This is a genomic window from Bacteroides sp. MSK.18.37 (assembly GCF_019129155.2).
In the GTDB taxonomy this organism is placed as follows: domain Bacteria; phylum Bacteroidota; class Bacteroidia; order Bacteroidales; family Bacteroidaceae; genus Bacteroides; species Bacteroides ovatus.
Genome location: NZ_JAHOIB020000001.1, coordinates 1,063,861 through 1,090,777, shown reverse-complemented (window position 1 = coordinate 1,090,777; position 26,917 = coordinate 1,063,861). Strand labels below are relative to the sequence as shown.

At 44.9% G+C, this 26,917-nt stretch carries 24 protein-coding genes; 12 read left to right on the top strand and 12 right to left on the bottom strand.

The genetic code is table 11. The features are described 5' to 3' along the window. Positions 1-48: 48 nt before the first annotated feature. On the bottom strand, positions 49-3,753 hold the full coding sequence (gene purL / locus KSX81_RS04795; RefSeq protein WP_217725494.1) for a phosphoribosylformylglycinamidine synthase: 3,705 nt from the start codon (positions 3,751-3,753) through the stop codon (positions 49-51). A 258-nt stretch (positions 3,754-4,011) separates the two neighbouring features. Here purL and KSX81_RS04790 point away from each other — a divergent pair, with 258 nt between their 5' ends. The 11 genes from KSX81_RS04790 to KSX81_RS04740 all read left to right on the top strand — a co-directional run bounded on the left by KSX81_RS04790 (position 4,012) and on the right by KSX81_RS04740 (position 14,289). Further along, positions 4,012-4,665, top strand: coding sequence for a LysE family translocator (locus tag KSX81_RS04790; protein ID WP_004314184.1), 654 nt, complete (start codon positions 4,012-4,014; stop codon positions 4,663-4,665). An 11-nt stretch (positions 4,666-4,676) separates the two neighbouring features. After that, the gene (locus KSX81_RS04785; RefSeq protein ID WP_004327026.1) at positions 4,677-5,222 is read left to right on the top strand and encodes a DUF4924 family protein; all 546 of its coding nucleotides are present in this window, start codon (positions 4,677-4,679) and stop codon (positions 5,220-5,222) included. Next, on the top strand, positions 5,223-6,083 hold the full coding sequence (gene rfbD, locus KSX81_RS04780; RefSeq protein ID WP_004327025.1) for a dTDP-4-dehydrorhamnose reductase: 861 nt from the start codon (positions 5,223-5,225) through the stop codon (positions 6,081-6,083). A gap of 70 nt (positions 6,084-6,153) precedes the next feature. Next, entirely contained in the window at positions 6,154-7,728 is a 1,575-nt protein-coding gene (locus KSX81_RS04775) for a peptide chain release factor 3 (protein WP_004304425.1), read from the top strand. 77 nt (positions 7,729-7,805) lie between these two features. Next, on the top strand, positions 7,806-8,396 hold the full coding sequence (locus tag KSX81_RS04770) for an RNA polymerase sigma factor (RefSeq protein ID WP_004327024.1): 591 nt from the start codon (positions 7,806-7,808) through the stop codon (positions 8,394-8,396). Between the two features lie 10 nt (positions 8,397-8,406). Then, on the top strand, positions 8,407-9,246 hold the full coding sequence (locus KSX81_RS04765; protein WP_004327023.1) for a FecR family protein: 840 nt from the start codon (positions 8,407-8,409) through the stop codon (positions 9,244-9,246). A gap of 987 nt (positions 9,247-10,233) precedes the next feature. Then, positions 10,234-10,494 (top strand): OadG family protein, encoded by a 261-nt coding sequence (locus KSX81_RS04760; protein ID WP_004300941.1) that lies wholly within the window; start codon positions 10,234-10,236, stop codon positions 10,492-10,494. A gap of 26 nt (positions 10,495-10,520) precedes the next feature. Next, positions 10,521-12,356 (top strand): biotin/lipoyl-containing protein, encoded by a 1,836-nt coding sequence (locus tag KSX81_RS04755; RefSeq protein ID WP_004314195.1) that lies wholly within the window; start codon positions 10,521-10,523, stop codon positions 12,354-12,356. Next, positions 12,356-13,591: a sodium ion-translocating decarboxylase subunit beta gene (locus KSX81_RS04750; protein WP_008644857.1), complete on the top strand. Its 1,236-nt coding sequence runs from the start codon at positions 12,356-12,358 to the stop codon at positions 13,589-13,591. Before KSX81_RS04755 ends, KSX81_RS04750 begins: the two co-directional genes overlap by 1 nt. A 103-nt stretch (positions 13,592-13,694) precedes the next feature. Further along, complete coding sequence (locus KSX81_RS04745; RefSeq protein WP_004304421.1) at positions 13,695-13,958, top strand: hypothetical protein; 264 nt, start codon at positions 13,695-13,697, stop codon at positions 13,956-13,958. Further along, positions 13,948-14,289 (top strand): addiction module toxin RelE, encoded by a 342-nt coding sequence (locus KSX81_RS04740; RefSeq protein ID WP_217725495.1) that lies wholly within the window; start codon positions 13,948-13,950, stop codon positions 14,287-14,289. The genes KSX81_RS04745 and KSX81_RS04740 overlap by 11 nt, the downstream gene beginning before the upstream one ends. 107 nt (positions 14,290-14,396) lie before the next feature. Here KSX81_RS04740 and KSX81_RS04735 read toward each other — a convergent pair whose 3' ends face one another. The 6 genes from KSX81_RS04735 to KSX81_RS04710 form a co-directional block, all read right to left on the bottom strand. After that, positions 14,397-15,668 (bottom strand): TolC family protein, encoded by a 1,272-nt coding sequence (locus tag KSX81_RS04735; RefSeq protein WP_195442855.1) that lies wholly within the window; start codon positions 15,666-15,668, stop codon positions 14,397-14,399. A gap of 48 nt (positions 15,669-15,716) precedes the next feature. Continuing rightward, positions 15,717-18,749 (bottom strand): efflux RND transporter permease subunit, encoded by a 3,033-nt coding sequence (locus KSX81_RS04730; RefSeq protein ID WP_055235609.1) that lies wholly within the window; start codon positions 18,747-18,749, stop codon positions 15,717-15,719. Between the two features lie 66 nt (positions 18,750-18,815). Next, positions 18,816-19,871, bottom strand: coding sequence for an efflux RND transporter periplasmic adaptor subunit (locus KSX81_RS04725; RefSeq protein ID WP_004300926.1), 1,056 nt, complete (start codon positions 19,869-19,871; stop codon positions 18,816-18,818). A gap of 190 nt (positions 19,872-20,061) precedes the next feature. Beyond that, a complete protein-coding gene (locus KSX81_RS04720; RefSeq protein ID WP_149939068.1) occupies positions 20,062-20,157 on the bottom strand; it encodes a smalltalk protein in 96 nt (31 codons plus the stop codon). Positions 20,158-20,206: 49 nt separating this feature from the next. Next, complete coding sequence (locus KSX81_RS04715; protein ID WP_004327018.1) at positions 20,207-20,716, bottom strand: HU family DNA-binding protein; 510 nt, start codon at positions 20,714-20,716, stop codon at positions 20,207-20,209. A gap of 36 nt (positions 20,717-20,752) precedes the next feature. After that, positions 20,753-20,899 carry a hypothetical protein gene (locus KSX81_RS04710; protein WP_008771318.1) on the bottom strand — a complete coding sequence of 49 codons (147 nt, stop codon included), beginning with the start codon at positions 20,897-20,899 and terminating at the stop codon, positions 20,753-20,755. A gap of 50 nt (positions 20,900-20,949) precedes the next feature. Between KSX81_RS04710 and KSX81_RS04705 the strand changes: the two genes are divergently transcribed. Beyond that, on the top strand, positions 20,950-21,144 hold the full coding sequence (locus KSX81_RS04705) for a DUF4248 domain-containing protein (protein ID WP_004304415.1): 195 nt from the start codon (positions 20,950-20,952) through the stop codon (positions 21,142-21,144). A 3-nt stretch (positions 21,145-21,147) separates the two neighbouring features. On the opposite strand, the gene KSX81_RS04700 is transcribed toward KSX81_RS04705, so the two are convergent. The 5 genes from KSX81_RS04700 to KSX81_RS04680 all read right to left on the bottom strand — a co-directional run bounded on the left by KSX81_RS04700 (position 21,148) and on the right by KSX81_RS04680 (position 26,802). Further along, positions 21,148-22,947, bottom strand: coding sequence for a toprim domain-containing protein (locus KSX81_RS04700; protein ID WP_004314206.1), 1,800 nt, complete (start codon positions 22,945-22,947; stop codon positions 21,148-21,150). Positions 22,948-22,975: 28 nt separating this feature from the next. Beyond that, complete coding sequence (locus KSX81_RS04695; protein ID WP_008644867.1) at positions 22,976-24,280, bottom strand: Lin1244/Lin1753 domain-containing protein; 1,305 nt, start codon at positions 24,278-24,280, stop codon at positions 22,976-22,978. Between the two features lie 338 nt (positions 24,281-24,618). Further along, entirely contained in the window at positions 24,619-24,984 is a 366-nt protein-coding gene (locus KSX81_RS04690) for an SH3 beta-barrel fold-containing protein (protein ID WP_004311392.1), read from the bottom strand. Between the two features lie 244 nt (positions 24,985-25,228). Next, entirely contained in the window at positions 25,229-25,660 is a 432-nt protein-coding gene (locus KSX81_RS04685; RefSeq protein WP_004311393.1) for a hypothetical protein, read from the bottom strand. Between the two features lie 734 nt (positions 25,661-26,394). Beyond that, positions 26,395-26,802 carry a hypothetical protein gene (locus tag KSX81_RS04680; protein ID WP_004300910.1) on the bottom strand — a complete coding sequence of 136 codons (408 nt, stop codon included), beginning with the start codon at positions 26,800-26,802 and terminating at the stop codon, positions 26,395-26,397. Positions 26,803-26,917 lie beyond the last annotated feature (115 nt).

The window sequence follows — 26,917 nt, the reverse complement described above, 5'->3', positions numbered from 1 at the left end:
AGGCTGGCACTATTTAAAGTACCAGCCTCTGTAAAATATGGAAATGATTTATTTCATTTTCGCTTCCACCCACTTGCGGGCATTGACAAACGCTTCTATCCATGGAGTAACCTGATCGCTGTTCTTGCGGTCGGCCGGATAGCAACCGTTCTGCCATGGGAAGATGGAACGTTCCAAGTGAGGCATGATAGCCAAGTGGCGTCCGTCTGCGCTGGCCAGTGCTGCGATAGAATAATCGGAACCGTTCGGATTGCCCGGATATTCATCATAGCTATACTTCGCTACTACATTATATTTATCTTCGTCATATGGCAAAGAGAATTTTCCTTCTCCGTGAGCTACCCAGATACCCAGTTTGCTTCCACTTAAAGAGCCGAACATCACACTGCGGTTAGTCGGGATAGTAAGACCAAGGAAGCGTGATTCGAATTTGTGTGAATTGTTATGTAGCATTTTTCCTTTCTTCTTCAGTTCCGGGTTGATAAGATTGAGTTCCATCATCAGCTGGCAACCGTTGCAGACACCCAATGACAATGTATCTTCGCGTGCATAAAATTTATCCAATGCTTCTTTAGCTTTCGGGTTGAACAGGAATGCGCCTGCCCATCCTTTAGCAGAACCCAGTACATCGGAGTTAGAGAAACCACCGCAGTAAACGATCATGTTTACGTCTTCCAGTGTTTCGCGTCCGCTGATGAGGTCGGTCATTGTAACGTCTTTTACGTCGAAACCTGCCAAATAGAGTGAGTAAGCCATTTCGCGCTCACCGTTTGTACCCTTCTCACGGATGATAGCCGCACGGATACCGCTTGGGGTACGACGATCCGGAGTGATACCGTATTGAGAAAGCTTACCTTTGAATTCCGGCATGAAAGCGAATTCAACAGGTTGCATCTTATAGTTTTCAAAACGTGCTTTTGCGCAACCGTTCATAGATTGTTTGCGGTCGAGCAGGTAAGAAGAAGAATACCATACGTCACGCATATAATCGATACCAAACTGGTAAGTAGCACCGTCTTTAGATACCAAAATGTGGCGTTCGTCAGTCGGTTTACCCAGCTTTATATAGCCTACGCCTGCATCTTCCAGAATCTTCTTCACTTCATCCTTATGCTTGTCGCTGATCTGGATAACAATACCCGGGTTTTCTGCAAACAGAATCTTGACGATATCTTCTTCCTTCATCTTGTCGAGGCTGATTTCCAAACCGCCTTCTACATTAGAGAAGCACATTTCGAGCAATGTAGTGATTAAACCACCGGCAGATATATCGTGTCCTGCAAGGATCAATCCTTTGTTTACAAGTTCTTGTACGGCAAGGAAAGCGTCACGGAAATATTCGGCATCCTGTACGCAAGGTACTTCGTCGCCCACTTTACCCAAAGATTGTGCGAAAGCCGAACCACCTAATTTCAGTTCGTCGAAGCTGAAGTCAATATGATAAAGCGTAGTCTTTTCATTGTTAACCAATACTGGAGATACTACTTTCTTCACGTCGGAAACTTCACCGCCGGCAGAAACAATCACAGTTCCCGGAGAAATCACTTTTTCACCGTTCGGATACTTTTGTGTCATAGACAAAGAGTCTTTTCCGGTAGGCACATTGATTTGCAATGCGCAGCAGAAATCACTCAATGCTTTTACAGCCGTGTACAGACGGGCATCTTCACCTTCTTGAGAACGGCAAGGCCACATCCAGTTGGCAGACAGAGAAATGCTGTCCATACCTTCTGCCATCGGAGCCCAAACAAGATTGGTTAGTGCTTCAGATACGGAAAGGATAGAGCCGGCAGCCGGATCAGCCAATGCTGCTTGCGGAGCATGTCCGATAGAAGTGGCGATCCCTTTTTCGCCACGGTAGTCAAGTGCAACGACACCGCAGTCACTCAACGGTAACTGAAGTTCACCCTGGCATTGCTGACGAGCCACTTTACCTGTTACTGAACGGTCTACCTTATTCGTCAACCAGTCTTTGCAGGCTACAGCTTCAAGCTGCAATACATTCGTCAGATATTCATGTAATTTAGACAATTCGTATTTCGGCATTTCGTAATGACGTTCCACGGTTTTGTCTACCATATATGTCTTGGGAGAAGAACCGAACATCTGCTCTACAGCAAGATCAAACGGACGTACACCGTCAGCCTGTTGGAAGGCGAAACGATGATCGCCGGTTGTTTCACCGACTACGTACATCGGAGCGCGTTCGCGTTCGGCAATCTTACGTACATGTTCGATGGCTTCTTCTTTAATCAATAGCCCCATACGTTCCTGGCTTTCGTTGGCAATGATTTCTTTTGCCGACAAAGTCTTGTCGCCGATAGGCAATTTGCTCATATCGATTAAACCACCACATTCTTCCACTAGTTCGGACAGACAGTTTACGTGTCCGGCAGAGCCGTGGTCGTGGATAGAAACCACCGGATTCACCTCTTCTTCACAAAGAGCACGTACTACGTTGTTGGCACGTTTCTGCATTTCAGCATTAGCACGTTGCACAGCATTCAACTCGATACCACTGCTGTAACGACCGGTATCTACAGAAGATACGGAACCGCCACCTAGTCCGATACGATAGTTGTCACCACCGATTACCACCACTTTGTTTCCTGCTTCCGGTGTGCCTTTCAGACAGTCACGTTGTGTGCCGTAACCCACACCGCCGGCAAGCATGATTACTTTGTCGTAACCATAAACTTCTTTGTTTTCTGTATGTTCGAAAGTCAGTACCGAACCGCAGATCAGCGGCTGGCCGAACTTGTTACCGAAGTCGGAAGCACCGTTGGATGCTTTGATAAGAATCTGTTCCGGAGTCTGGTACAACCATTTGCGTACCGGAAGAATTTCTTCCCATTCACGTCCTTCATCGGTGCGCGGATAAGAAGTCATGTAGACAGCAGTACCTGCAATCGGCCATGAGCCTTTACCACCACCCATACGGTCGCGGATTTCACCACCGGTACCGGTAGAAGCACCGTTGAACGGTTCTACAGTAGTAGGGAAATTATGTGTTTCCGCTTTCAGTGAGATTACACTCTTGATGTCCTTTACCTGGAAGAAATCAGGTTTTGAATGATCTGCCGGAGCAAACTGTTCAACAACCGGACCTTCGGCAAAGGCTACATTATCTTTATAAGCAGAGATGATTTTATTCGGATTTTCCTGTGTCGTCTTTTTAATCATCTGAAACAGAGAAGACTCCTGTTCTACACCGTCGATGATGAACGTTCCGCCGAAGATTTTGTGGCGGCAGTGTTCGGAGTTGATCTGTGCGAAACCAAATACTTCGGAGTCAGTCAGTTTTCGTCCGAGATCATTTTCTACTTTCTTCAGATAGTCCATTTCTTCTTTAGAAAGAGCCAGACCTTCTTGTTCGTTGTACACTTCGAGGTCTTCGATGTAGATGATTGGTTCCGGCTGACGGTTTGTCGTGAATACGTTTTGGTCGAGTCCTTTGTACATGCGTTGGAGCATCGGGTCGTAGTCTGCGTTTTCGTCCTTAACAGGGAAGTACTCCTCGATGCGGCTGATGCCTTCGAGCCCCATGTTTTGGGTGATTTCTACTGCGTTTGTACTCCAGGGAGTGATCATCTCGCGGCGTGGGCCGACGAAACAGCCTTTCAGGTTTTCTTCACTTTCCATCACGGCTTCGCCAAAAAGCCAGCAGAGTTTATTACTTTCGTCAGGGGTGAGCTGATGGTTGCTCTCTACGGCAATCACGCTCTTGGAAGGGGTTCTGAAAAAAAGAATCATGTTGTATATTTACGATTTTACGATTTACGATTTTACGATTGAAGTTCCTGCAGGAGAAACTCTTCTCTTTTTCTGTGGCGCAAAGATAATCAATTTCGTTGGTGGTAGGAAAAAAATAGAGAATAAATTCCTATACCTTATTTAATATGTTTATTTTTGATGTACGTTTTACTTATTATCGCTATATATAGTGATTCTTGTGTGGAAAAAACGTTAATATACTATCCCCATATCACAAAAAAGTGCGATATTTGCGACATGATTCAGATAGAGACCATATTCGATATATTAGTGAAAGGCTTTATTATTGGCGTTGTTGTGTCCGCACCCCTCGGTCCGGTGGGCGTATTATGCATCCAGAGGACTCTGAATAAAGGGCGTTGGTACGGATTCGTAACGGGGCTGGGAGCCTCGTTGAGCGATATAGCATACGCTTTGCTCACCGGTTATGGGATGAGTTTTGTGTTCGATTATATCAATAAGAATATTTTCTATCTGCAGTTATTGGGGAGTGTCATGCTACTCCTTTTTGGTATATATACCTTTCGTAGCAATCCGGTGCAATCCATTCGTCCGGCTTCGTCCAGCAAAGGCTCTTATTTCCATAATTTTATTACCGCCTTTTTCGTCACTCTATCCAACCCCTTGATAATCTTCCTGTTTATCGGACTTTTTGCCCGTTTTGCCTTTGTGCAGCCGGGAGTGCTGGTCTTTGAAGAGATCACGGGATATCTTGCAATTGCTATAGGAGCATTGACCTGGTGGTTGGGTATCACTTATTTTGTGAATAAGGTGCGCACTAAATTCAATTTACGTGGTATCTGGATACTGAATCGTGTTGTAGGAAGTATCGTAATGCTGGTATCTGTTGCCGGATTGATTTATACTTTGTTGGGAGAGTCACTTTATTAAGAGATAACATAATGAATCAGATAGCACAACAACTGAAAGAGAAGAATATTGCCGAATACCTTATATATATGTGGCAAGAGGAAGACTTGATCCGTGCCAATCATTGTGAACCGGAAGAGATGGAGGCAAATGTAATTGCCCGCTATCCGGAAGAACAGCGGCCTGCCATGCGAGAATGGTATACCAACCTGATTACGATGATGGGCGAGGAAGGAGTACGGGAAAAGGGTCATCTGCAGATTAATAAAAACGTGATTATCAATCTGACAGAGTTACACAACGCATTGGCCTCTTCTCCTAAATTTCCTTTTTACAGTGCTGCTTATTTCAAGGCATTACCGTTTATCGTAGAATTACGGAATAAAAACGGCAAGAAAGATGAACCCGAACTGGAAACCTGTTTTGAAGCGTTGTATGGAGTACTCCTGCTTCGTCTTCAAAAGAAGTCTATCAGCGAAGGAACTGCCAAGGCAGTGGAAGCTATCACTAGTTTCCTTTCTATGTTGGCAAATTATTATGATAAAGACCGTAAAGGTGAATTAAAACTGGATGAATAAATGAGAATTTTAGTAACGGGTGCCAACGGTCAGCTTGGCAATGAGATGCAGGTGCTTGCGAAAGAGAACCCGCAACATACGTATTATTTCACAGATGTGCAGGAACTCGACATCTGCGACAAGCAAGCTGTGTGGACTTATATGGCAGAGAAGCAGATTGAGCTTGTTGTTAATTGTGCTGCTTATACAGCTGTAGATAAAGCAGAAGATAATCAAGAATTAGCATACAAATTGAATTGTGAAGCACCGAAACAACTGGCAAGTGCGGCCCAAGCCAATGGTGCTGCCATGATACAAGTATCTACTGACTATGTATTTGACGGTACTGCGCATATTCCATACACGGAAGACTGCGATCCTTGCCCGGATTCTGTATACGGCACCACTAAACTGGAAGGAGAAAAGGAGGTAATGAATCACTGCGAGCAAGCAGTCGTTATCCGTACCGCATGGCTCTATTCTACTTTTGGCAATAATTTCGTAAAGACGATGATTCGTCTCGGAAAAGAGCGTGACAGCCTGGGAGTTGTTTTCGACCAGATCGGAACTCCGACGTATGCCAATGACCTGGCACGGGCCATCTATGCTATTATTAATAAAGGTATTGTTCGCGGTATCTACCATTTCAGCAATGAGGGAGTTTGTTCCTGGTATGATTTCACAGTAGCTATTCATCGTCTGGCAGGAATAACTACCTGCAAAGTGAAACCTTTGCATACAGCCGAATATCCTGCGAAAGCAAACCGCCCGGCATATTCCGTGCTTGATAAAACAAAAATAAAAACAACGTTCGATATAGAGATTCCTCATTGGGAGGAGAGCCTCAAACAATGCATTGATAAAATTATGAAAGATGAATAATGAATCTAGGCTATGTTACTCCAGCATAGCTTATTCATATTTTATAATTCATAATTCTAACTAAAAAACTATGGCAGATAATACAGAAATTTTGAGACGGCGGACGTTCGCCATTATTGCGCATCCGGATGCTGGTAAGACATCTTTGACGGAAAAGCTATTGCTTTTCGGAGGTCAGATACAGGTGGCAGGTGCGGTAAAGAGTAATAAGATTAAAAAGACAGCTACGTCCGACTGGATGGAAATCGAGAAACAACGTGGTATTTCGGTAACGACTTCCGTGATGGAATTCGACTATCGGGACTATAAGATTAACATTCTCGATACTCCCGGTCACCAGGACTTTGCCGAAGATACATACCGCACACTGACAGCTGTAGACAGTGTTATCATCGTTGTAGACGGTGCGAAAGGTGTGGAAACGCAGACACGTAAACTGATGGAGGTGTGCCGTATGAGAAAGACTCCGGTAATAATCTTCGTCAACAAAATGGACCGTGAAGGAAAAGATCCGTTCGATTTGCTTGATGAACTTGAAGAAGAACTGATGATTCAGGTTCGTCCCTTGTCCTGGCCGATAGAGCAGGGAGCACGTTTTAAAGGGGTATACAATATCTATGAACAGAAACTGGACTTGTATCAGCCATCCAAACAGATGGTAACAGAGAAAGTGGCAGTCGATATTCATTCGGAAGAACTGGATCAGCAGATTGGCAAGTCGTTGGCAGACAAACTGCGTGGCGATTTGGAACTGATTGAGGGTGTTTATCCGGAATTTGATTCTGAATCCTATTTGGCAGGAGACTGTGCGCCTGTATTCTTTGGATCAGCGCTGAACAACTTCGGTGTGCAAGAGTTGCTGAACTGTTTCGTAGAGATAGCTCCCAGCCCTCGTCCTGTACAGGCAGAAGAGCGTGAAGTGAAACCTGACGAACCGAAATTTACCGGATTCATCTTTAAGATAACCGCCAACATTGATCCCAACCATCGTTCTTGTGTGGCATTCTGTAAGATTTGTTCCGGTAAGTTTGTTCGCAATGCTCCATATACACACGTCCGTCATGGAAAGACCATGCGTTTTTCGTCGCCTACCCAGTTTATGGCACAGCGTAAAACAACGATTGATGAAGCTTATGCAGGAGATATTATTGGTTTACCGGATAATGGTACTTTTAAGATTGGCGATACGCTGACAGAAGGTGAAATGCTCCATTTCCGTGGATTGCCGAGTTTCTCACCGGAGATGTTCAAGTATATTGAGAATGCCGACCCGATGAAACAGAAACAGTTGGCAAAAGGCATTGACCAGTTGATGGATGAAGGTGTGGCACAGCTGTTTGTCAATCAGTTCAATGGTCGTAAGATTATCGGTACGGTGGGGCAGTTGCAATTTGAGGTCATTCAGTATCGTTTGTTGAATGAATACAATGCGTCCTGTCGTTGGGAACCAGTAAGCCTTTATAAGGCTTGTTGGGTAGAAAGCGATGATCCCGCAGAACTGGAAGCTTTCAAGAAACGTAAATACCAGTATATGGCGAAGGATAGAGAAGGGCGCGATGTGTTCCTGGCAGACTCCGGTTATGTACTTCAGATGGCGCAGATGGACTTTAAACACATCAAATTCCACTTTACAAGTGAGTTTTAAAACATATTCCGTTGATTTTAACTAAAAAATCAGGTAAAAAAAGGAAAAACATATCTCATATAAATGAGTGAATATAAATGAAGACACTATCCTGGGATAAAATTCAGCAAGGGGATGAAGAGGCATTCCGGCAGCTTTATGAGCAATATGCAGATTTACTGTATGGATATGGCATGAAGATAGCCGGTGATGAGACTTTGGTAACCGAGGCGGTACAGTCGTTGTTTGTTTACATCTTTGAGAAAAGAGAAACTTGCACGGCCCCTCAATCCATACCCGCTTACTTATGTGTTTCGTTGAGACACATGATAGTGAACGAACTGAAAAAAGAGAATAGTGGCTCATTAAAATCACTGGATGAAGTAGGCACAAGCGAATATCAGTTTGATTTGGAGATCGATATTGAAACTGCTATTATCCGTTCAGAGTTAGAAAAAGAACAGCTGGAAGTTTTACAGAAAGAGCTGAACAATTTGACAAAGCAACAGCGGGAGGTATTGTATCTTAAGTACTATAAGAAGATGAGTCCGGAAGAAATAGCCCAGGTGATGGGACTCACTTCACGTACGGTTTACAATACTACTCATATGGCTATCTCCAGTTTGCGGGAGCGTATGAGCAAATCTTTCTTGTTGTTGGTAGCAGCTAATTTGTGGATTTTTAATTGAGGTGTGAGATATGGAAAAGTGGACAGAATCTTTAGATAAATACTTAGAAGAAGGAAAACTTCCTCTGGTTGGCGAAATCTTTTCTCGTAAAAAAGAAATAGGTGATAAGCTGAAGTTGCAACGTGAGGAGAGCCATAAGATCGCCTTAAGCCGGAGAAGAAAGCAAGGTGCGGGGAGAAGTTTCTCTTTCTCATGGGGAGTGGCAGCGGCAGTTGTCCTTCTTTTGGGGATAGGCGGTTACTTCCTGGCAGAAGAAAAGGTGGTGACTGATAACACTGCTATGAACTATGAATTGCCGGATGGCAGTACTGTGCAGGTGATGGAAAATTCCCGCCTGACTTACAATCATATCACATGGCTTTGGGAGCGCAAATTGCAACTATTGGGTAAAGCCTCTTTTAACGTAACCAAAGGCAAGACATTCACGGTCCGTACAGAAGCCGGCGACGTAACCGTACTGGGAACGAAATTCCTCATCGATCAGCAAGGAAAGAAGATGACCGTCAACTGTGAGGAAGGAAGTGTGCAAGTCGAGACTGCTGTAGGTAAGCGTACATTGCTTGCCGGGGAAAGCGTTCATTGCGATGAGAACAAGATTGTGCCGGTAGAGAAAAAGGCAGAAGAATCGGAGTTCCCCGAGGTGTTGGGGTATGAAGACGATCCGCTAATAAATGTAGTGGCAGATATTGAGCATATATTTGAAGTAACAGTCGTCGGACATGAGAAATGCGAGGGGCTGACCTACAACGGGACGGTCTTAACAAAAGACCTGAACGCCACACTGGAAAAAGTCTTTGGATCGTGTGGAATCAGTTATCAAATTCGAGGGAAAGAAATTATTTTAAAATAAAAAAAAAAGCCTCTTCTGACTATCCAGAAGAGGCTTTTTTGTTTTTCTTCAAATTTTCTTCATTTTTTCTTGGTAAAAAAACAACGGATGCTTCTCTTTCTAATAGATGAGCTATTTAATGATATTTGAAGAAAACGGTAGAATTGATTAGAAGATTAAATGTTGTAGAAGAAATTAGAAATTATCCGGCAGAAATAAGGCCGGGATTCAGAACAAACAATAGATGTTTTATAGAGAATTACAAGCTAAACTCAAAACAAACAATAGATGCTTTTTATAAAATTTAAATTTAACCCAAAACAAACAATGTTTTAAAAGAAATGCAAACTAGGGCTCAAAGCAAACAATAGACAGCGGCAGATGAATTATTCCTGCCACAAACGTAAGCCGGAAAGATTCCCTCATCGGAAGTGATATGAGCTTTAGAGGCTTGTTTTTTCCGATTAAACAGACTTAGTTGGCTTAAAAAAAAGGGTTTTTCAACTAGACTGCTACGCTAATTAAAAGAATGAAAGCCGTGATGGCCCATGAGAGGTTTAACAAGACCGGTTTTTTATCTGGTAGTTTAATAGTAGGTTAAGAGGGTATGAAACCAGAAAAGGGCTGAACCGGTCTATCATTGAGTATTTTTATTTAATAATTGTTTTATCAGAATGTGAGAGAAAGTTGAGGGGCTTTCTCTCACATTTTTTTGTAGGAACGATAGATAGGACGATTTACTATTGGACTATTTACCATTTACTATTTGGGTTGTGCAATAGAAGCAGATAGTAAATAAGATAAATGGGAATTTAGTTTAGATGTGGATGGCACGCTAAATCATAAATCATAAATTATAAATCATAAATCATAAACTTCCCCAGTTTTCCAATCAGAGAGATGACGTTTTTATACATTATATTCCTTTCTTAATTTATTTTATAATAAAAATTTGGTATTTTCGAACGCTTTTTAGACGAACAACTTAAAATACTAATAGTTTATTATATGGAAAATATCGAAACAGCGATCCTGCTGATGGTGGTCGGAATGGCTACCGTGTTTGTTATTCTGCTGATTGTGATTTATTTAGGTAAGTTGTTGATTACATTAGTCAACAAGTATGCTCCTGAAGAAGTGGTTCCTGTGAAGCGGGAAGCATCGCAAGGTCCTGCCCCTGTTCCGGGAAACATCTTAGCCGCCATTACAGCTGCTGTAAATGTGGTGACACAAGGTAAAGGAAAAATCACTAAAGTAGAAAAATTATAAATCTATAAAGAATATCACTGAAAGACATGAAAAGAGAAGTAAAGTTTAGTTTGGTTTTCCGAGATATGTGGCAATCTGCCGGAAAATACGTACCTCGTGTAGACCAACTCGTAAAGGTAGCTCCTGCCATCATTGAAATGGGCTGTTTTGCCCGCGTAGAAACAAACGGCGGAGGTTTTGAACAGGTAAATTTATTGTTTGGTGAAAACCCGAATAAAGCGGTACGCGAATGGACAAAACCGTTCCACGAAGCCGGTATTCAAACCCACATGCTCGACCGCGCACTGAACGGACTCCGTATGAGCCCCGTTCCGGCAGACGTCCGCAAATTATTCTACAAAGTAAAGAAAGCACAAGGAACAGACATTACCCGTACGTTCTGCGGATTGAACGACGTGCGTAACATTGCTCCTTCCATCACATACGCAAAGGAAGCAGGCATGATTTCGCAATGCTCGCTTTGCATCACTCATTCGCCTATCCATACCGTAGAGTATTACACCAATATGGCGCTGGAACTCATCAAACTGGGAGCAGACGAAATCTGTATCAAAGACATGGCAGGTATCGGTCGTCCCGTATCGTTAGGTAAGATCGTAGCAAATATCAAGGCGGCACATCCCGAAATCCCTGTTCAGTATCACAGTCATGCAGGTCCCGGATTCAATATGGCAAGCATCCTCGAAGTATGCGAAGCCGGTTGCGACTACATCGACGTAGGCATGGAACCACTATCGTGGGGAACAGGCCATGCTGACTTGCTTAGCGTGCAGGCAATGCTGAAAGACGCCGGATATCAAGTGCCCGAAATCAATATGGAAGCCTACATGAAAGTGCGCGGCATGATTCAGGAATTTATGGACGACTTCCTCGGCTTGTATATCAGCCCGAAAAACCGCCTGATGAACTCCTTGCTGATTGCTCCCGGACTTCCTGGCGGTATGATGGGTAGTTTGATGGCCGATCTCGAATCCAATCTGGAATCAATCAATAAATATAAGGCAAAACACAATCTGCCGTTTATGACGCAAGACCAGTTGCTCATCAAGCTCTTTGATGAAGTAGCTTACGTATGGCCTCGTGTCGGTTATCCTCCATTGGTGACTCCGTTCAGCCAATACGTGAAGAACCTTGCCATGATGAATGTGATGGCTATGGAAAAAGGAAAAGAACGTTGGGGAATGATTGCCGATGATATCTGGGATATGATTCTGGGTAAAGCCGGACGTCTGCCGGGCAAACTTGCTCCCGAAATCATTGAAAAGGCAGAACGTGAAGGCCGTAAGTTCTTTGAAGGTGATCCGCAGAATAACTATCCCGATGCCCTCGACAAATATCGCAAACTGATGAAAGAGAACAAATGGGAAGTGGGACAGGACGACGAAGAACTCTTCGAATATGCTATGCACCCGGCTCAATATGAGGCTTACAAGAGTGGCAAAGCAAAAGAAGACTTCCTGGAAGATGTAGCCAAACGTCGTGCCGAAAAAGATAAATCTCCGGAAGAAGATGCCAAACCGAAGACGCTGACTGTACAAGTGGACGGACAGGCCTATCGTGTGACGGTAGCATACGGTGATACCGAACTACCTGCTGCTCCTGCGGGTGCTGCCGCTGCTCCGGCAGGAGAGGGAAAAGAAGTACTTTCTCCGTTGGAAGGCAAGTTCTTCTTAGTGAAAGGTGCGCAGGAAACTCCTTTGCAAGTAGGTGACACTGTGAAAGAAGGTGATGTAATCTGCTATGTAGAAGCGATGAAGACCTACAATGCCATCCGTGCAGAGTTTGGCGGTACAGTGACTGCTATCTGTGTCAACCCGGGAGATGCTGTTTCAGAAGATGACGTATTAATGAAGATAGGATAATGAACGAAATATTTGAGAACTTATATGACATGACTGCGTTCAGCAATATCATTGCCGAACCGCAGTTCCTGATAATGTATGCCATCGCGTTCGTTCTGCTCTATTTGGGTATTAAGAAACAGTACGAGCCGTTGCTGCTTGTCCCCATCGCTTTCGGTGTGTTGCTAGCCAACTTCCCCGGAGGAGATATGGGCGTGATTCAGGCCGACGAAAATGGTATGGTGATGGTAAACGGAGTGTTGAAGAACATCTGGGAAATGCCTTTGCATGACATCGCCCACGAACTGGGAATCATGAACTTCATCTACTATATGTTGATTAAAACAGGTTTCCTGCCTCCGATCATCTTTATGGGTGTCGGTGCGCTGACGGACTTCGGGCCGATGTTGCGTAACCTGCATCTTTCTATATTCGGTGCAGCTGCACAGTTGGGTATCTTTACCGTGTTGCTGGTAGCCATCCTGATGGGATTCACTCCACAGGAAGCCGCTTCTCTGGGCATTATCGGTGGCGCGGATGGTCCGACAGCCATCTTTACTACCATCAAACTGGCGCCGCATTTGCTGGGCCCGATTGCCATTGCCGCTTATTCGTACATGGCACTCGTTCCGGTGATTATTCCGCTGGTGGTGAAGCTGCTTTGTTCTAAGAAAGAGTTGAGCATCAACATGAAAGAACAGGAAAAGAAGTACCCTTCGAAGACTGAAATCAAGAACCTGCGTGTGTTGAAGATTATCTTCCCGATCGTGGTAACTACTATTGTTGCCCTCTTCGTGCCAAGTGCAGTGCCTTTGGTGGGTATGTTGATGTTTGGTAATCTGGTGAAAGAAATCGGAACCAACACATTCCGCTTGTTCGATGCCGCTTCCAATAGCATCATGAATGCTGCCACCATCTTCCTCGGACTGTCCGTAGGAGCAACGATGACAGCCGAAGCATTCCTCAATTGGACAACAATCGGTATTGTGATCGGTGGATTCCTTGCATTTGCACTTTCTATAACCGGTGGTATTTTCTTTGTGAAACTGGTAAATCTCTTCTCGAAGAAGAAAATCAATCCGCTTATCGGCGCCACTGGTTTGAGTGCCGTTCCGATGGCGAGCCGTGTAGCCAATGAGATTGCTTTGAAATACGATCCGAAGAATCACGTATTGCAGTATTGCATGGCAAGCAACATCTCCGGAGTAATCGGTTCTGCCGTAGCTGCGGGTGTGTTGATCTCCTTCCTTGCGTAAGGTAATTCCTGCCTGAAAAAGACTTTTTATACATTCACACTTGGAAGATTCGTTTAATAGCGTTATCTTTGTGTGAATGTATAACAGTAAAAATAGCAAGCGTATGAGTGCAATGTCATTGGAAGCCGAAAAGAACGAACTGATTCGGCGGATTCTGGATGTGGATGATGTCGCTATTCTGCGGAGAGTGAAATCGATGTTGAGTTGTGAAGAAGAGCAAACGAATGTTGTCGCAGAGGAAGCAGCTCCCTACCAGACAAAGGCGGAGATTCTGGCAAGCTTAGATCAGGCGTGTAAGGAACTGAAACTGAATCTGGAGGGTAAGTTGGAGTTTAAGTCATTAGATGATGCCCTTAATGAAATATAGAATAAGCGTTACCCTCGAATTTTTAAGGGAAATGAAGCATTTGTCAAAACGGTATAAATCGTTGAAAGAAGATCTTAGGAATTTTGGAAATGATTTGTTATTAAATCCTGAACAAGGAGTCAGTTTGGGCAATAATCTTCGTAAAATACGTATAGCGATAACTTCGAAAAATAAAGGTAAAAGTGGAGGTGCACGGGTGATAACCTATACGATAATCTGGACAGAAATAGATTCGGAAATAAAGTTGCTTACTATCTATGACAAGTCCGAATGTGAAAGTTTGACAGATAAGGAAATAGAAGATATCCTGAAGCAAAACGGTATTTTGTAATCCTTATGATATAAAAAGAAATCGTCCTGTTTCACGGTTACGTGATAACAGGACGATTTCTTTTATAAGACTAAGACTTTGTGAACAAGTTTCTTTTGTTTCTAAATTTATTCACTGATAACCTTTCTGTATTCCGCTACCGCCATCTTTTCCGACAGATATGCATTAATCAGATTGGTGTGCGCCTGCGTCCATGACAATTGTGCGGAGAGTACATCCACCATATTTGCCTTTCCCTCATTATACGAGAAAGAAACCAAATCAAGATTTTCATTAGCCAGACTCATAGTCTCTTTGGCGGTTTTCACTTGATATTCCGTTTCCGTCAGTTTGGTTAGGGCGGCAGAAAGTTCCTCGTTGATATTATCCGTCACATAACTTTGTTGCAGTTTTTGTATGCCGATATACGCTTTCTGCTGACGGTTTGTTTTAAACCGGGCTCCCCAACGGAAGATCGGTATATTCAGGTTAATGCCGACGATGGGATTGAAAGAAACATCATAACCGAGGTTAGGTGTAGCTGTAGCCCATCCACCGCTGAAATACATATTCAATTGCGGGTTGAACTGGCTAAGAGCCGCTTTGCGTTGCGCCTGACTTTTCATGATATTCACCTCCGTACTTTCGTAATCCGCGCGACGTTGCAGTACATTCTCCAGAGAAAGGATCTGCACCGGAGCGGAAACCGTGTCAATCGTGTACAGACTGTCTACGGGATTGTTCGGCTCTTCTCCCATCAGGATATTCAGCTTTTGCAGCGCCAGGGTATAATTCTGACGCGCCTTGATATATTGCAATTCCGCTTCTTTCAACCGGGTGGAAATCATTAATAAGTCCGTGCGACTAATCATCCCGTCGTTAAAACGATCCTGAATGATGTCATACTGTTGCTTCACAATACTTTGATACTTGTCCGCCGCCTGCAACATAGCCTGTGAAGCAGAAGCATTCCAATAAACTGCATCGCTCTGATAATGAATCTGGTCGATGGTGAGCTCCTCATTTAGTTGATTCAGCTTTTCGTCCGCTTTGGCAATCTTGTGCTGGGCGTTGAGTGCCCCGCCCGTGTACAACGGTTGCGAGACGATAAATACACCTTGATAGGTGTGGTTGCGGTATTCGCCTACCGGTTCGTTCCAGGCATTAAGGTCGCTCATGTTGAGAGTCCCGTCCGCATTGACATCAATTTTTGGCAAGAATCCCGTGTGAGCAATCTTCCGTGCTTCCGTACTTGCCATCGTCTTTAGTTTCTGTTGCTTCAGAATTTGACTGTAAGCTTCCACTTTATCCCGGTAAGCTTCCCGGCTAAGATAAGGCTGCTGTGCCCCGGCTGTGAGGCCGAGGAGCAGCAGAGACAGAGTTATAAGTTGAGTTTTCATTTTATTCAATCTAAACAATAAATTCAAGTTTCATATAAGAGAAGGCAATTAGCCTTTGATTCTCTGAATGGCGCAATAAGCTACCGGAAGAACAAACAATGTCAGTGCCGAAGCCACTAACAAACCTCCCATAATCGTAGCCGCCATGCCGCCGAACATCGCGTCGAACAACAATGGCAACATACCCAGAATGGTAGTGCCGGACGCCATTGCTACGGGGACAATACGACTCGTTGTAGCACTGACAACAGCATCCAACGGCTTTTTGCCCGTTTTAGCCTCCAGATCAATCTGTTCCACCAGTACAATCGCATTTTTGATATTCATCCCAATCAGTCCGAGCAAACCAAGGATGGAGAAGAAGTCGAACGACTTGCCTAGCAACACCAATCCCAAAACGATACCGATAAAAATAAGCGGTAACATTAACAAGATCACTGTCGGCTTACGATACGTCCTGAACAGGAACAACAGCGTGACGAACATCAGGAAGAACGTCAACGGTAAATTCTTGGCCAACGCCTCGTTAGACTCCACCTGACTTTCCTGTTCCCCGAAATACTTCATCGTATACCCCTCCGGCACTTTAATCTCTTTCTGCACCAGCGGCCAAACCTCATTGAAAGCAGCAATCGCATTCACTCCGCGACGCGGATCGCATTGCGCCATCATCACCATTTGCCGGTTGTAATCCTTCACATTCGAGAAACGATATTGGAAATCAAATTCCGATACCACCTGTTCCAGACTGGTCGTTTCATTCCCCGTGCCGAACACGGGCAACGTGCGCAGGTCGTTGATGCGGAACGAATCCACCGTGTTATCCTTCAATAAGATAGGAAGCACCTGATCGCCCTGCCGGTACTCTCCAAGCGTCATACCTGTGGTTCCGATCTGGATACTTTGTGCCATTCCCTGACGCGATACCCCTAACGGTTGCGCCCGTTCGGGACTATATACAGGCTTCCATACAGGAACTTTATTTCCCCACGAATTGCGCACATTGATTAAATCCGGATTCCGGTGCATAATCTCCAAAGCCTGGTTGGTGAGCGCCACAAGCGTGTCCACATTCGGACCGATAAATCCGATTTCGATAGCGGCATCCACCGCAGGCGACAGTTTGAACAGACTGGTACGGGTAATCGCATTCGGATAATTCGCCTTCATGTACGCGTCGAAATCTTCTTCATACTCTTTCGTATATTTACTGTCCGTCAATTCAACTAATACATTGGCAAAATTCGGTTTCGGCCCCACCGAAGTAGAAGCCAGGTAATACCTTAACGGCGTGCTACCGAAGGTGATCGACACTTTCTTCACTTCCGGCTGCTTTGCCAGATGCTCTTCCACGGATTTCATCTCTTTCACTACGTCATTGATGCTATACCCGTCGGGATAAAACACGTCCGCCCGGAAATAAGGCTTATCGAGAGAAGGGAAGAAGTTTTGCGGCATCATTCCCATGATAACCAGCGAAGCAACAAAGAGCACTACCATCGAACCCAGTGTCAATGTTTTCCTGCGAATCAGCGTGCGGAGGATGGAGGCGAATTTGTGATAGAACGGTTTGTCATACGGGTCTTTCGTGCCGTCCTTTGCTTTCGCTTTCAGGATGAAATTACCGAAAACAGTGGTCTGCGTCAGCGCGAGCACCCAGCTCAATCCCAGCGAGATGGCAAGCACCACAAAAAGCGGTTTCACGATTTCCGCCACGGCAGAAGGAGCAAGGTAGAGTGGGAGGAACGAACAGATAGCGATGAACGTAGCCCCAAGCAATCCCCATTGCGGACCGGTTGCGCCGTCTATCAGCGCTTTCCGCCGGTCTACTCCGCGGGCGATGGCAATCTGTGCGTTGTCCGTTACCACGATGGCGTTATCCACCAGCATCCCCATGGCGATGATAAATCCCGCCAATGATGTACGGTTCAGTCCGACACCGAAGAAAGACATGATAAGTAATGTGCCGCCAATAGAGAAAATCAGTGACGAGCCGATCAGCACACCTGCGCGCAAACCCATCACCAACATGATAATCACAATTACAATCAGAATCGATTCGATCAGATTGATGATAAATCCGTTGTTGGCTTCGTTGGCAATTTCGTTCTCCAGATACAGGCTTTGCAGTTCCAGTCCCACAGGCATCAGTGGCAACAATTCGTCCAGTTTGGCTTTCACGTTCTTGCCCGTCTGCACCACGTCCCGTTGCGGGTCGGTGGAGACGCCGATGCCGATGGCACGTTTGCCGTTCACGTGCATGATGTTGGATGGAGGGTTCATGTACCCTTTTTCGATGACGGCGATATCGCCCAGTTTCACTTGTCCGGCTTTGGTGGTAATCACCTGGTTGCGGATATCGTCTACGGTGGTATACATACCGTTGGCAGTCACCCGGAGCTGTTGCTCGCCGGCACGGATTTCTCCGGTATTGATAATCTGGTTCTGCGATTGCAACAGACTGGCAAGCTGTTTCGGGTCGATGCCCATACCTACGAGCTTATTGGTGGAAATAAAAATATTGACCACCTCCGTCTGCGTCCCGAACAGGGCGACTTTCATCACCCCGTCCGCCGTCACTACCTGCGTCTTGATCCGTTCCGCCCAGTTGCGCATCTCTTCGTATGTGTAACCGTCGTCCGCCGTCAGACCGTAATAGATACCGAACACGTCGCCGAAATCATCGGAAACCGTCGGTGCGGAAGCACCGCTCGGCAACTGTGGCTGTATATTAAGCACCTTCCGTCGCAACTCATCCCACTTCTGCGGAATGGAGCTTGCCGACAAGGAAGGTTGCAACTCGAATGTGATTTTTGAGAGCCCGTACATCGATTCTGATTTTATCTTGTACACACCGCTCATACTTTGAATTTCACGAGAGATAGGCTCGGTAATCAACCGCTCCACTTCTGCCGGTTCGGCACCCGGATAGCGGGTCATAATAACCGCCGACTTTATGACGAAAGGAGCATCCTCTTTCTTACCCAGCTTGCCGAAGGAAGTGATTCCCCCAATCAGCAATACAGCAAGAAAGAAATAGATGATTTTCGTATTATCTAATGAATATTTGGCTAAACTCATAATAAATGATCGTTGATAATTGATGAATGACAGCGGATAAATGATTACATAATCATTTACCAACTATCACCTGTCAACAGTTGTGATAGATTCTCCTTCTACTAGTTGGTATACGCCTGCTATGACGATTTTTTCACCGGGTTTCAAACCTTCCGAGATGAGCGCCTGTGCTTCTCCGGTCGGGGCGTTGACGGTCACTTCCCGTTTGTGGACTTTGTTGTCTTCTACCACCCAGACATACATTTTATTCCCTTCGCTTTCGCCGAATACGGCACTAAGCGGTACGATCGTCCAGCTATCCTGCACCAACGGACCTACATCTGCCGTGAAACGGATGCTGCACGTGAAACCGGGTTTCACAGCATACAGATCGCGGTCGAATGACGGATCGTCAATCGTGATGCTGACCGGAATTCCTGTGCCATCCGTAGAAATATCAAGATATTCTTCCAGTTTCGCTTGAAACACGTGTCCTTTAAATGTGTCGAACTCTACGAGGAAACGCGGGTCTTTGGCGCGTAACAAATAAAGATACGCATCCGGAATGGTGAATTTGATACGCAGATTGTGTGTATTGACAAGCTGCACGATACCCTCACCGGAGTTGACACGCTGATAGTTTTCCACCAGTCGTTTTTCGATAGAACCGTCGAAAGGAGCTGTCAGCTTGGTGTCGCGCATATTGTTGGCAGACAGTTCGTATTCAGACTTCGCCTTCTGGAAGTTGGCGAGGCTGATTTCATATTCCTGTACGGAGATCGCTTGCCGGGAGAGGAGCCGTTTGTTACGTTCCACTTGTGCCGAAGCCGTTTCGTATGCCGATTTCGTAGCGGCATATTGCAACGCAATGTCTCTGGGGTCGATAGCTGCGATGAGTTGTCCTTTTTTCACTTTCTGTCCTTCGATGACAGGAAGCTGGATGATTTGTCCGTTGACCCGGAAAGCCAGCTTCACATATTCCACCGCTTCCACGATTCCCGAGAAATCTTTTCTGATAATCGATCTTGACTCGACAATCGTAGTCTTTACGGGACGTGCAGTTGTCGTTGTCGTTTCTTTTTTCTGTCCGCAGCCAGCCAGCAAGATTGCAGCCGCCAGGACGAATCCAAATTCCTTTTTCATATACCACGTTGATGTTTAGAGGTTTTGCGTTGATAAATAGCGAATAATATACTAAAACAACTCCTGTTTATTTATGTTCAATATTCCTGTCTTTTCATATCCTGCCTCTTAACCTTTATATGGAACACAAAAAAAACGGGAACTTTACCGTTTCTAAGGTAAAATTCCCGTCCAACTCTTTTGTTTCATTTTACATCATCAGGTTCTGACCTCCAATGACGCCTGCAATAGCAGTAGCAACCGCAATGACGACTTTTAAAATCGTATTCCAAATGGATTTCTTCATAATTCAACACCTCCTTTCCATACCACACTATCCTCTATCACCTATTCTATCACGCTGCCGGATCGGGCGCTTCCTGACCACCGCCACCCGGTTTGTCATCACCCGAACCTCCGGTGTTGCCACCGCCTCCCGCTCCCAGTGCTTTCGTCAACTGGTTGACGTGGATATATGACGCTCCCTGAATCAGCGCACGGGTGATATTTCCACCGGCATCCCGCGTATATTCCGGGGTAAACTGGCAACGCAATCCCGTGATTTGTGCCGGACTAACATCGGCTTCCGCATCTACCCCCTTGCAGCGTGACTGGCACACCATGGTAAATGTTCCCAATCCTTCGAGTTTCACTGTCCTGCTGTTGAGCAACTGCTCGCGCATCACTGCCATCAGGTTTCGGATCACGTTGTGCACGTCACCGGCCGTCAGTGATGACCGTTCGGCAATCGTTTCGCCAATCATTTGCGTATCCACTACGTTTCCCATTTTAATCAGGCAGGGATGCCATTTCTTCTTTTTGTCCTTCGATGCGATATTGGACTGAACCGCTTTGTAAATCAACATACTGATTTCCTCCTTTTTAAGTGAATAAATAAGATTTTATTGAGTCAGTAAACGAACGTTTTCTGTCTCTTTTACAGTAGCAAAGATACCCCAACCGGCAGGGGAGGAAACATGAAACGGTATCTGCCGGTAAGTGAAGGCAAACGCTTGAATATCTGTGTATTTGCTTGCATTTCTACGCAAAAAACAGTATCTTTACATGACGTAAATAATAAATTAAAAGAAGAAAATCTATGAAGAAAACGGAATTGGCATTACTCTATATGCCGTATGCAAGTGCCGATGTGGCAAGAAGACATTTAAATAAATGCATCCGCCGAAACCGGGAGCTGCTGGAGGCTCTCGAAGCTACCGGCTGGGCGTTTTGGATACATTGGCTCACACCGTTGCAGGTAGAGCTGATTGAGAAGTATTTGGGAGAGCCTTAATCCCTAAATCCATCCCTCTGACGAGAATAAGTCTTTGGCTCCCTTCCACGGTTGCACCTGCATGCCCGGTTCGGGTGGCGGCGTACAAGGGGAATATCTTCCGTTGGTCACATCGTAGCAGAACGCTGCGTTTCCCTTTGTTCCGAAATTACGGAAACGGGTTTTCTCGACATGTATATACACGATCCCCATTTCATCCTGACGGTCTACCACTATTCCGTAGTCCGTCATGTTGAAAAAGTTGGCCGAGCCGTTGATGTCATACATGGTGGGAACTTCCGTTTTCTGCGTGCCGTATTGCTTGTTCATCTTTCTCGGATGCGCCACCAGAATGACGAGGCAGGAGTTGAGCCGGGCAAAACGTGCCAGACTATTCATGAATGAACCGATATACCCTGTCTCCGTCATGCCTGCCGGGATCTGATGGTTGATGTAATTGTACGGGTCGATGACAAACACACGGATGCCGTGACGGTGTACCAGTTCGCGTGCCTTCGACAAGACGTTGCCCAGTGTGAAATCCCCGTCCGGGAGAATGTGCCAGACGCGTTGCGAAAGATAATCCACTACGCGGGCGAATTCCTCCTCCGTAGAGAAATCTTTGCGGAAACGGTGTCCCAGCAGTTTCTCCGCCAGTTTGGCATGATGATACTCGATTGGCGTGTTCTCCGGACTGAAATATCCCGCTCGCCAATCTTGGCGGGTGCAGAGCCGGAGCACTATCTCATCCACAAAGTCCGATTTGCCATGTCCGGGAATACCGGTGACGGTGAGCACCCGCCCCGTTTCCAGCCTCATGATTTCGTCCAGATTCGGTATTCCCAATTCCACGCCCGAAGTATACCCCTCTTCAAACAGTTGGTGCAACCCCTCCCGTAAGTCTTCTGCCGTAAACGTACCTTCCAGGCGGGGGATGGGCGCGTCCTCCAGTGCCTTCAGTAGTGCGTCCGGGCCTTCCGCCACGAGCAGTTCGTTGGCGTCCTTGTATGCTTCGCCGTAGGTGACGATACGGCAGCGGTCTACCCCCAGCCGTCGGGAGAGTTCCCGGCACAGTTCCCGTCCCTTGCGGTCGGTGTCCACCGACAGATAAATCACTTGTTTCTGCTCGAAATGAGATTCCGACAATTCGTCCAGCCAGTCCAGTTGACTGTTGGCACCGTTCGGCACGGAAATGACATCCGTCCGGCCGACAGCCATGTAGGAGAGGGCATCAAATTCCCCTTCCACGAGGATGCACTCCGGCGTGTCGCGGATGGCGTCGATGTTGTAAGGGATGGTGCGCGCTCCTTGCAGTAATTTGAAATGCTTTTGTGAGTCGCGGAACTTCGTGTTCACCAATTCCCCGTTTTCGAAAAAGTTGAAGCAGAGACAGTCCCTCTTTTCCCAGCCTTTCTCCTTTCCGGATATAGGCATCGAGATGGAGGCGAAAGCCACGCCAGCTTCCACCAATACTTCCGGCGGAATGTGGCGGACGTCACGACACCATTCAATTTGCTTCTGTGTGAGTGCCCCTTGCTCTGGGTCGCCGTGCGGCTTTTCAGTGGGCGGACAACTGGAGTTGCTACCTGTTGCCGTTGGAAATTTGACCAACGGATCACCCAGCTTTCTGCCTTTTCCGGCATATATGGCTGCCGAACCGTGTGCGCCGCAGTAGTGGCACAAATACAGTTTGGTATCGAGGTTGACACTTAGTGATTTATCACGCTTATCCGTCCGTTGGGCATGACACCAGGGACATTTTGTTTTCATTTTGCCGCTTGTGCGACCGTGGGTATCAATACCCAGTTCTTTGAATCTATCCATATTTAGTAAATGATTGAGAGATAATATGCTATCGTGTCCATTCGTTCGTCACCGGATTCCAGATATGTGCCGCCGAAGGTCGCGGCTTGGCATAAGCGGGGATGGGATGCCCGTCGTAGGTACGTATTCCGTTGGTGATGGTTTCGTAGGGCGAACATTGCTGTTGCTCTTGCCGGTTTTTGAGAAACCTCTTCAGTGCCACCTGCGTTGTGGATGACACATGGCTTCCCTGCCGGGTGAGATTGGCGAAATAGTTTTTTATTTCGTGCAGGCTGTTCATCGAGCTTTCATTCCCCCGTAAGATGATTTGCTCCCGTAAATAGTTGAAGAACCATTCTTTTTCTTCCATCATCAGCCGGGGGATGCCCGACTGAATGGCTACGACTTCATACCAGGATGTGTCGTTCATTGCCTCCTGTAGATTTTCTTCCCATGCGTTGGGGCGCATATCGGGTGTCACAGCGTTCAAGTCCGTCACCTTCAAACCATTTTCTTCTTCTTTTTCTTTTCCGTTTTCTTCAGAAGAAGAATTTTTTTTGTTTATTTCTTTATTTATAATGGGGGATGGATTTTTCTGTATATTTGACGTTTTTTTCATTTCCCGAGTGTTAAAATCCTCTGCATTTCCGTTGGCTTTCAGAGAGTTATTGACGTGCGGTTTCGTGTTGCGCTTTTTTTCATCTTCCATGTTGTCAAGTGCTTCCCTATAATCGTCTATTGCTTTAGAATGGAGGTTCATTTTCTCATCCAGATAAAAGAGTCCGTAATTGTATAATACACTTTCCATCAGTTCGTCGCTCACATCATAAAGGTTCTGGATGAAGGAAGCAGTTTGCGGTGCCAGAAAATGTTGTGGCTGTTGATAGAGCTTTTCCATCACAAGCCAATATAGTCCGTAGGCTTTTAGTCCGTCTTGCATAATCATCCGCAGCAGTTCGTTGTCGGTGTATGCCAGTAGGGGGTGCGGGAAATAACTTCTGATGGCAGATTCTTCGCAAAAGTCGGCATAGAGTATATGCGAGTTGTATCCTTTGCCGGGACGCCGGAAATAATGGTGGTAGAGGAGCTCAAGATGTTCGGGTTGGGCATGGAATATATTGGCGATGATTTCCATTGTCTGGATATTGACGCAGCATTTAAGCTGTGCATGAGCTTCTTCGAGCATCACCCAGTATAGTCCGTATATTTCCAGTCCTTGTTCCCGTATCAAAATACTCATGGGTATATTGCTGGAAGAAGAAGTGGGATGATTGAAGTAACCGTTATGAATCGGTTTTCTCTTTTGTGATGCGTTGTTCGATTGTTTGGTATTTGCTGAATTAGATGTTGTCATAATAAAATATATTAGTTTCTGTTTTAAATTCTATTTTTCTGAAAATACAGATACGAAGAATCCGGCCACTTCTTTGGAAAGTAGCAAATATCGTACTCATTCTTCATGATGGAATCGGAGTATTCTCTTCGTGTATGTAATCTGTAATATAGGGAATTTTCGGAGCAGGGGAGATTTAATTCCGAAGTTCTGAAAAAGCAATGCTGGAAAAACAGATAACTGCCTCTGTCAAAAAACAAGGAAGCAGCATTGACATGATTTTTTCTCTTACTTGCGGTTGCAAAGTAACTACTTTATTTCGTATATGTCCTACAACTTTCCTTATTTAATCCATGAAATTAATTTTTTTTCACAGAAGAGCCGAATACAATCCCTGCCACTCGACACGTAAGCCATTTTCTACAATGCACGTCATAGTATGGGAGAAACCTGTTGGAGGGGTTTTCGTAGTAGGGGCGGCCGAAATAGTGTTCATATTCTGTCAGTGTCCCTGTAATGGAAAGGCAGGTTCCGTCTGTTCGTTGCAGGCAGAAATCGGCGTTGTCCCATCTCATCCGGTCTATCAGTTCTTCTACTTGGTATGCACGGCGCATAGATTCTCCCAGTGTCAACAGTGTGCCGTAATTCTCTTCCGCATCTTGGCGGATAATAGCTGCCCGACGGGAAACCGTCAGGCAACTGTCATTCTTCATCGTTTTTTTCATACAGATTTCTTTGTGCTGAAATGCTCACATTTCAGTTCTTGTTAGTGGTATAAATGTAGTGAATTTACTTGACTTTACAAAGGATAAAATTACTTATATAATGGATGATTAGTTAAATAAATGGAATAAAATATTTTGTATTTTTCATTGTTTGAATATAGGCTTTAAAGAGCTTATGGAGGAGTTTAAAGAAAGCTGTGGAGGGAATGGGAATAGGCTGCAAAGGGCAAAGGACGGCCCTCTTTCACCATTGAAACCTTTTGCGCAGCCTTTTTATCCAACTGTCACTACGTATAACGTTGTTATTCTCTCCAATCGCTTTTTTCAAATCCCGGATCCGTTCATTTTGTCTCTTCATTGCTGCCTGTATTTCGTTTATCAACGTCTTTATTTCCTTCTGCAGCTGAATTTCCTTTTCTTTCAATTGAATAATGTGGGCGTATTTCTCGCAGACCATTGTTTTGTCTATGCACAGTTGTTCCAGCGTATCAATATATTCTGCTGTAATGCCGGCTTTACTTCGGCGAAAGAGTTCCAGAATACATTCTTCGTCAACGTTCGGAACATTGTCTATGTATAACATAGGGAATTGTCCCATTTCCACCCAAAGCAGGATTGCTTCTTTTTCGATGTGATACTTAATCACTGCTTTTTCTACACTAATCCATTTTGGCATATTGCTTTTGTTTTAATGTGTTATAAAAAAAAGAGTAAATAACGTATTGTCCGGAGAGGTGCAACGAACACCCACGATTTTTATGATTTCGGTCGGCTGGGGAATTGGTTGGGGTATAAGGATTGTTGAAACCGACCGGATACAATAAAAGCGTGAGTGCTGTTGTACCATTATCTAAACTTAAGGCTTAGCAACACCCTTCACCAGATAATGATAAACAACAGACACCCACGCCAAACGTTTATATATAACAAATCTCTAATCGATATGTTGATATACGACTATCTACGTGGAGTATCTGTTGTATCATCTCTCGGTGTGAAAAAACTGCTAATTTTTAAGTTTGAGAGACAATACGTTATTTACTCCATTAAGGAATAAAAAAACGCTTTTGCCTGTTTCATCACGCTGATGGGCAGAAAGCGTGTGACAAAGATATATGTTTTTTTCGGAATAGGATGGAAAAGAGGAAATAAATGCAGGAAATATGGTATGAGAATAGAGAGTATGGTATAAAGATGGTAAATATGCTATACGGGTGGCAAATATAATGTGATGATAAAAAGGAGGGAGCCAAAAGTAAAACCATCTATTAGATTGATATTATTTAGGTACGGATTACACGGATTTCGCGGTTTTAGTCTAATGGAACCGTGAAACCCGTGTAATCCCTGCCTAAATGAAAGCCATAAAAGTCTTTTGACCTCGTATTGTCTTTCCGTGCAATTCTTTTTTTAGCTGCGATTTCTTTTGGGCTTTCCGGAGAAGATAGTCAGTTCAAGAATTGCAAAGATGATTTCCGTTGTGGTATATCCGGTAAATGAATATTCTAAATTTTCATTTTCGGAGAAGTATTTGAGATAAACGGTTGGAGTGCCATTGTGGAAGTCGAGAAAAAGATAAGAAGTATAATCATAGATGCCAAGATCGGCAAACTCGTTCAGAATCGCTGTGTTGAAAATCGTGCATTGGCCTGTCTTTGATTCATTTCCGGACATTTCGAATCTGCGATGTTCTTTTGCGAGATCGTCTTTATTCACATGCCTGAATTGTTCTTGCAGTTCTTTACTGAAAGAAAGGCGTTGTCTGATGAAATTAAAAACTTCTTCCTTTGTCATTTGTTTTAAATCGGTTATTTCCATTTTTTATTAATTAGTCGGGTAAAGGTACTTTCTTTATTTGGTAATAAATCGGATTTAGTCATATTTCTTTTATTTATTTTTCGGCTTATAACCCTAAAAGAATCTGAATTTATGG

Excerpts from the sequence above, each read along its gene's own strand:
- purL (WP_217725494.1), bottom strand. The coding sequence starts at position 3,753 with ATGATTCTTTTTTTCAGAACCCCTTCCAAGAGCGTGATTGCCGTAGAG.
- KSX81_RS04790 (WP_004314184.1), top strand. The coding sequence starts at position 4,012 with ATGATTCAGATAGAGACCATATTCGATATATTAGTGAAAGGCTTTATT.
- KSX81_RS04785 (WP_004327026.1), top strand. The coding sequence starts at position 4,677 with ATGAATCAGATAGCACAACAACTGAAAGAGAAGAATATTGCCGAATAC.
- rfbD (WP_004327025.1), top strand. The coding sequence starts at position 5,223 with ATGAGAATTTTAGTAACGGGTGCCAACGGTCAGCTTGGCAATGAGATG.
- KSX81_RS04775 (WP_004304425.1), top strand. The coding sequence starts at position 6,154 with ATGGCAGATAATACAGAAATTTTGAGACGGCGGACGTTCGCCATTATT.
- KSX81_RS04770 (WP_004327024.1), top strand. The coding sequence starts at position 7,806 with ATGAAGACACTATCCTGGGATAAAATTCAGCAAGGGGATGAAGAGGCA.
- KSX81_RS04765 (WP_004327023.1), top strand. The coding sequence starts at position 8,407 with ATGGAAAAGTGGACAGAATCTTTAGATAAATACTTAGAAGAAGGAAAA.
- KSX81_RS04760 (WP_004300941.1), top strand. The coding sequence starts at position 10,234 with ATGGAAAATATCGAAACAGCGATCCTGCTGATGGTGGTCGGAATGGCT.
- KSX81_RS04755 (WP_004314195.1), top strand. The coding sequence starts at position 10,521 with ATGAAAAGAGAAGTAAAGTTTAGTTTGGTTTTCCGAGATATGTGGCAA.
- KSX81_RS04750 (WP_008644857.1), top strand. The coding sequence starts at position 12,356 with ATGAACGAAATATTTGAGAACTTATATGACATGACTGCGTTCAGCAAT.
- KSX81_RS04745 (WP_004304421.1), top strand. The coding sequence starts at position 13,695 with ATGAGTGCAATGTCATTGGAAGCCGAAAAGAACGAACTGATTCGGCGG.
- KSX81_RS04740 (WP_217725495.1), top strand. The coding sequence starts at position 13,948 with ATGAAATATAGAATAAGCGTTACCCTCGAATTTTTAAGGGAAATGAAG.
- KSX81_RS04735 (WP_195442855.1), bottom strand. The coding sequence starts at position 15,668 with ATGAAAACTCAACTTATAACTCTGTCTCTGCTGCTCCTCGGCCTCACA.
- KSX81_RS04730 (WP_055235609.1), bottom strand. The coding sequence starts at position 18,749 with ATGAGTTTAGCCAAATATTCATTAGATAATACGAAAATCATCTATTTC.
- KSX81_RS04725 (WP_004300926.1), bottom strand. The coding sequence starts at position 19,871 with ATGAAAAAGGAATTTGGATTCGTCCTGGCGGCTGCAATCTTGCTGGCT.
- KSX81_RS04720 (WP_149939068.1), bottom strand. The coding sequence starts at position 20,157 with ATGAAGAAATCCATTTGGAATACGATTTTAAAAGTCGTCATTGCGGTT.
- KSX81_RS04715 (WP_004327018.1), bottom strand. The coding sequence starts at position 20,716 with ATGTTGATTTACAAAGCGGTTCAGTCCAATATCGCATCGAAGGACAAA.
- KSX81_RS04705 (WP_004304415.1), top strand. The coding sequence starts at position 20,950 with ATGAAGAAAACGGAATTGGCATTACTCTATATGCCGTATGCAAGTGCC.
- KSX81_RS04700 (WP_004314206.1), bottom strand. The coding sequence starts at position 22,947 with ATGGATAGATTCAAAGAACTGGGTATTGATACCCACGGTCGCACAAGC.
- KSX81_RS04695 (WP_008644867.1), bottom strand. The coding sequence starts at position 24,280 with ATGACAACATCTAATTCAGCAAATACCAAACAATCGAACAACGCATCA.
- KSX81_RS04690 (WP_004311392.1), bottom strand. The coding sequence starts at position 24,984 with ATGAAAAAAACGATGAAGAATGACAGTTGCCTGACGGTTTCCCGTCGG.
- KSX81_RS04685 (WP_004311393.1), bottom strand. The coding sequence starts at position 25,660 with ATGCCAAAATGGATTAGTGTAGAAAAAGCAGTGATTAAGTATCACATC.
- KSX81_RS04680 (WP_004300910.1), bottom strand. The coding sequence starts at position 26,802 with ATGGAAATAACCGATTTAAAACAAATGACAAAGGAAGAAGTTTTTAAT.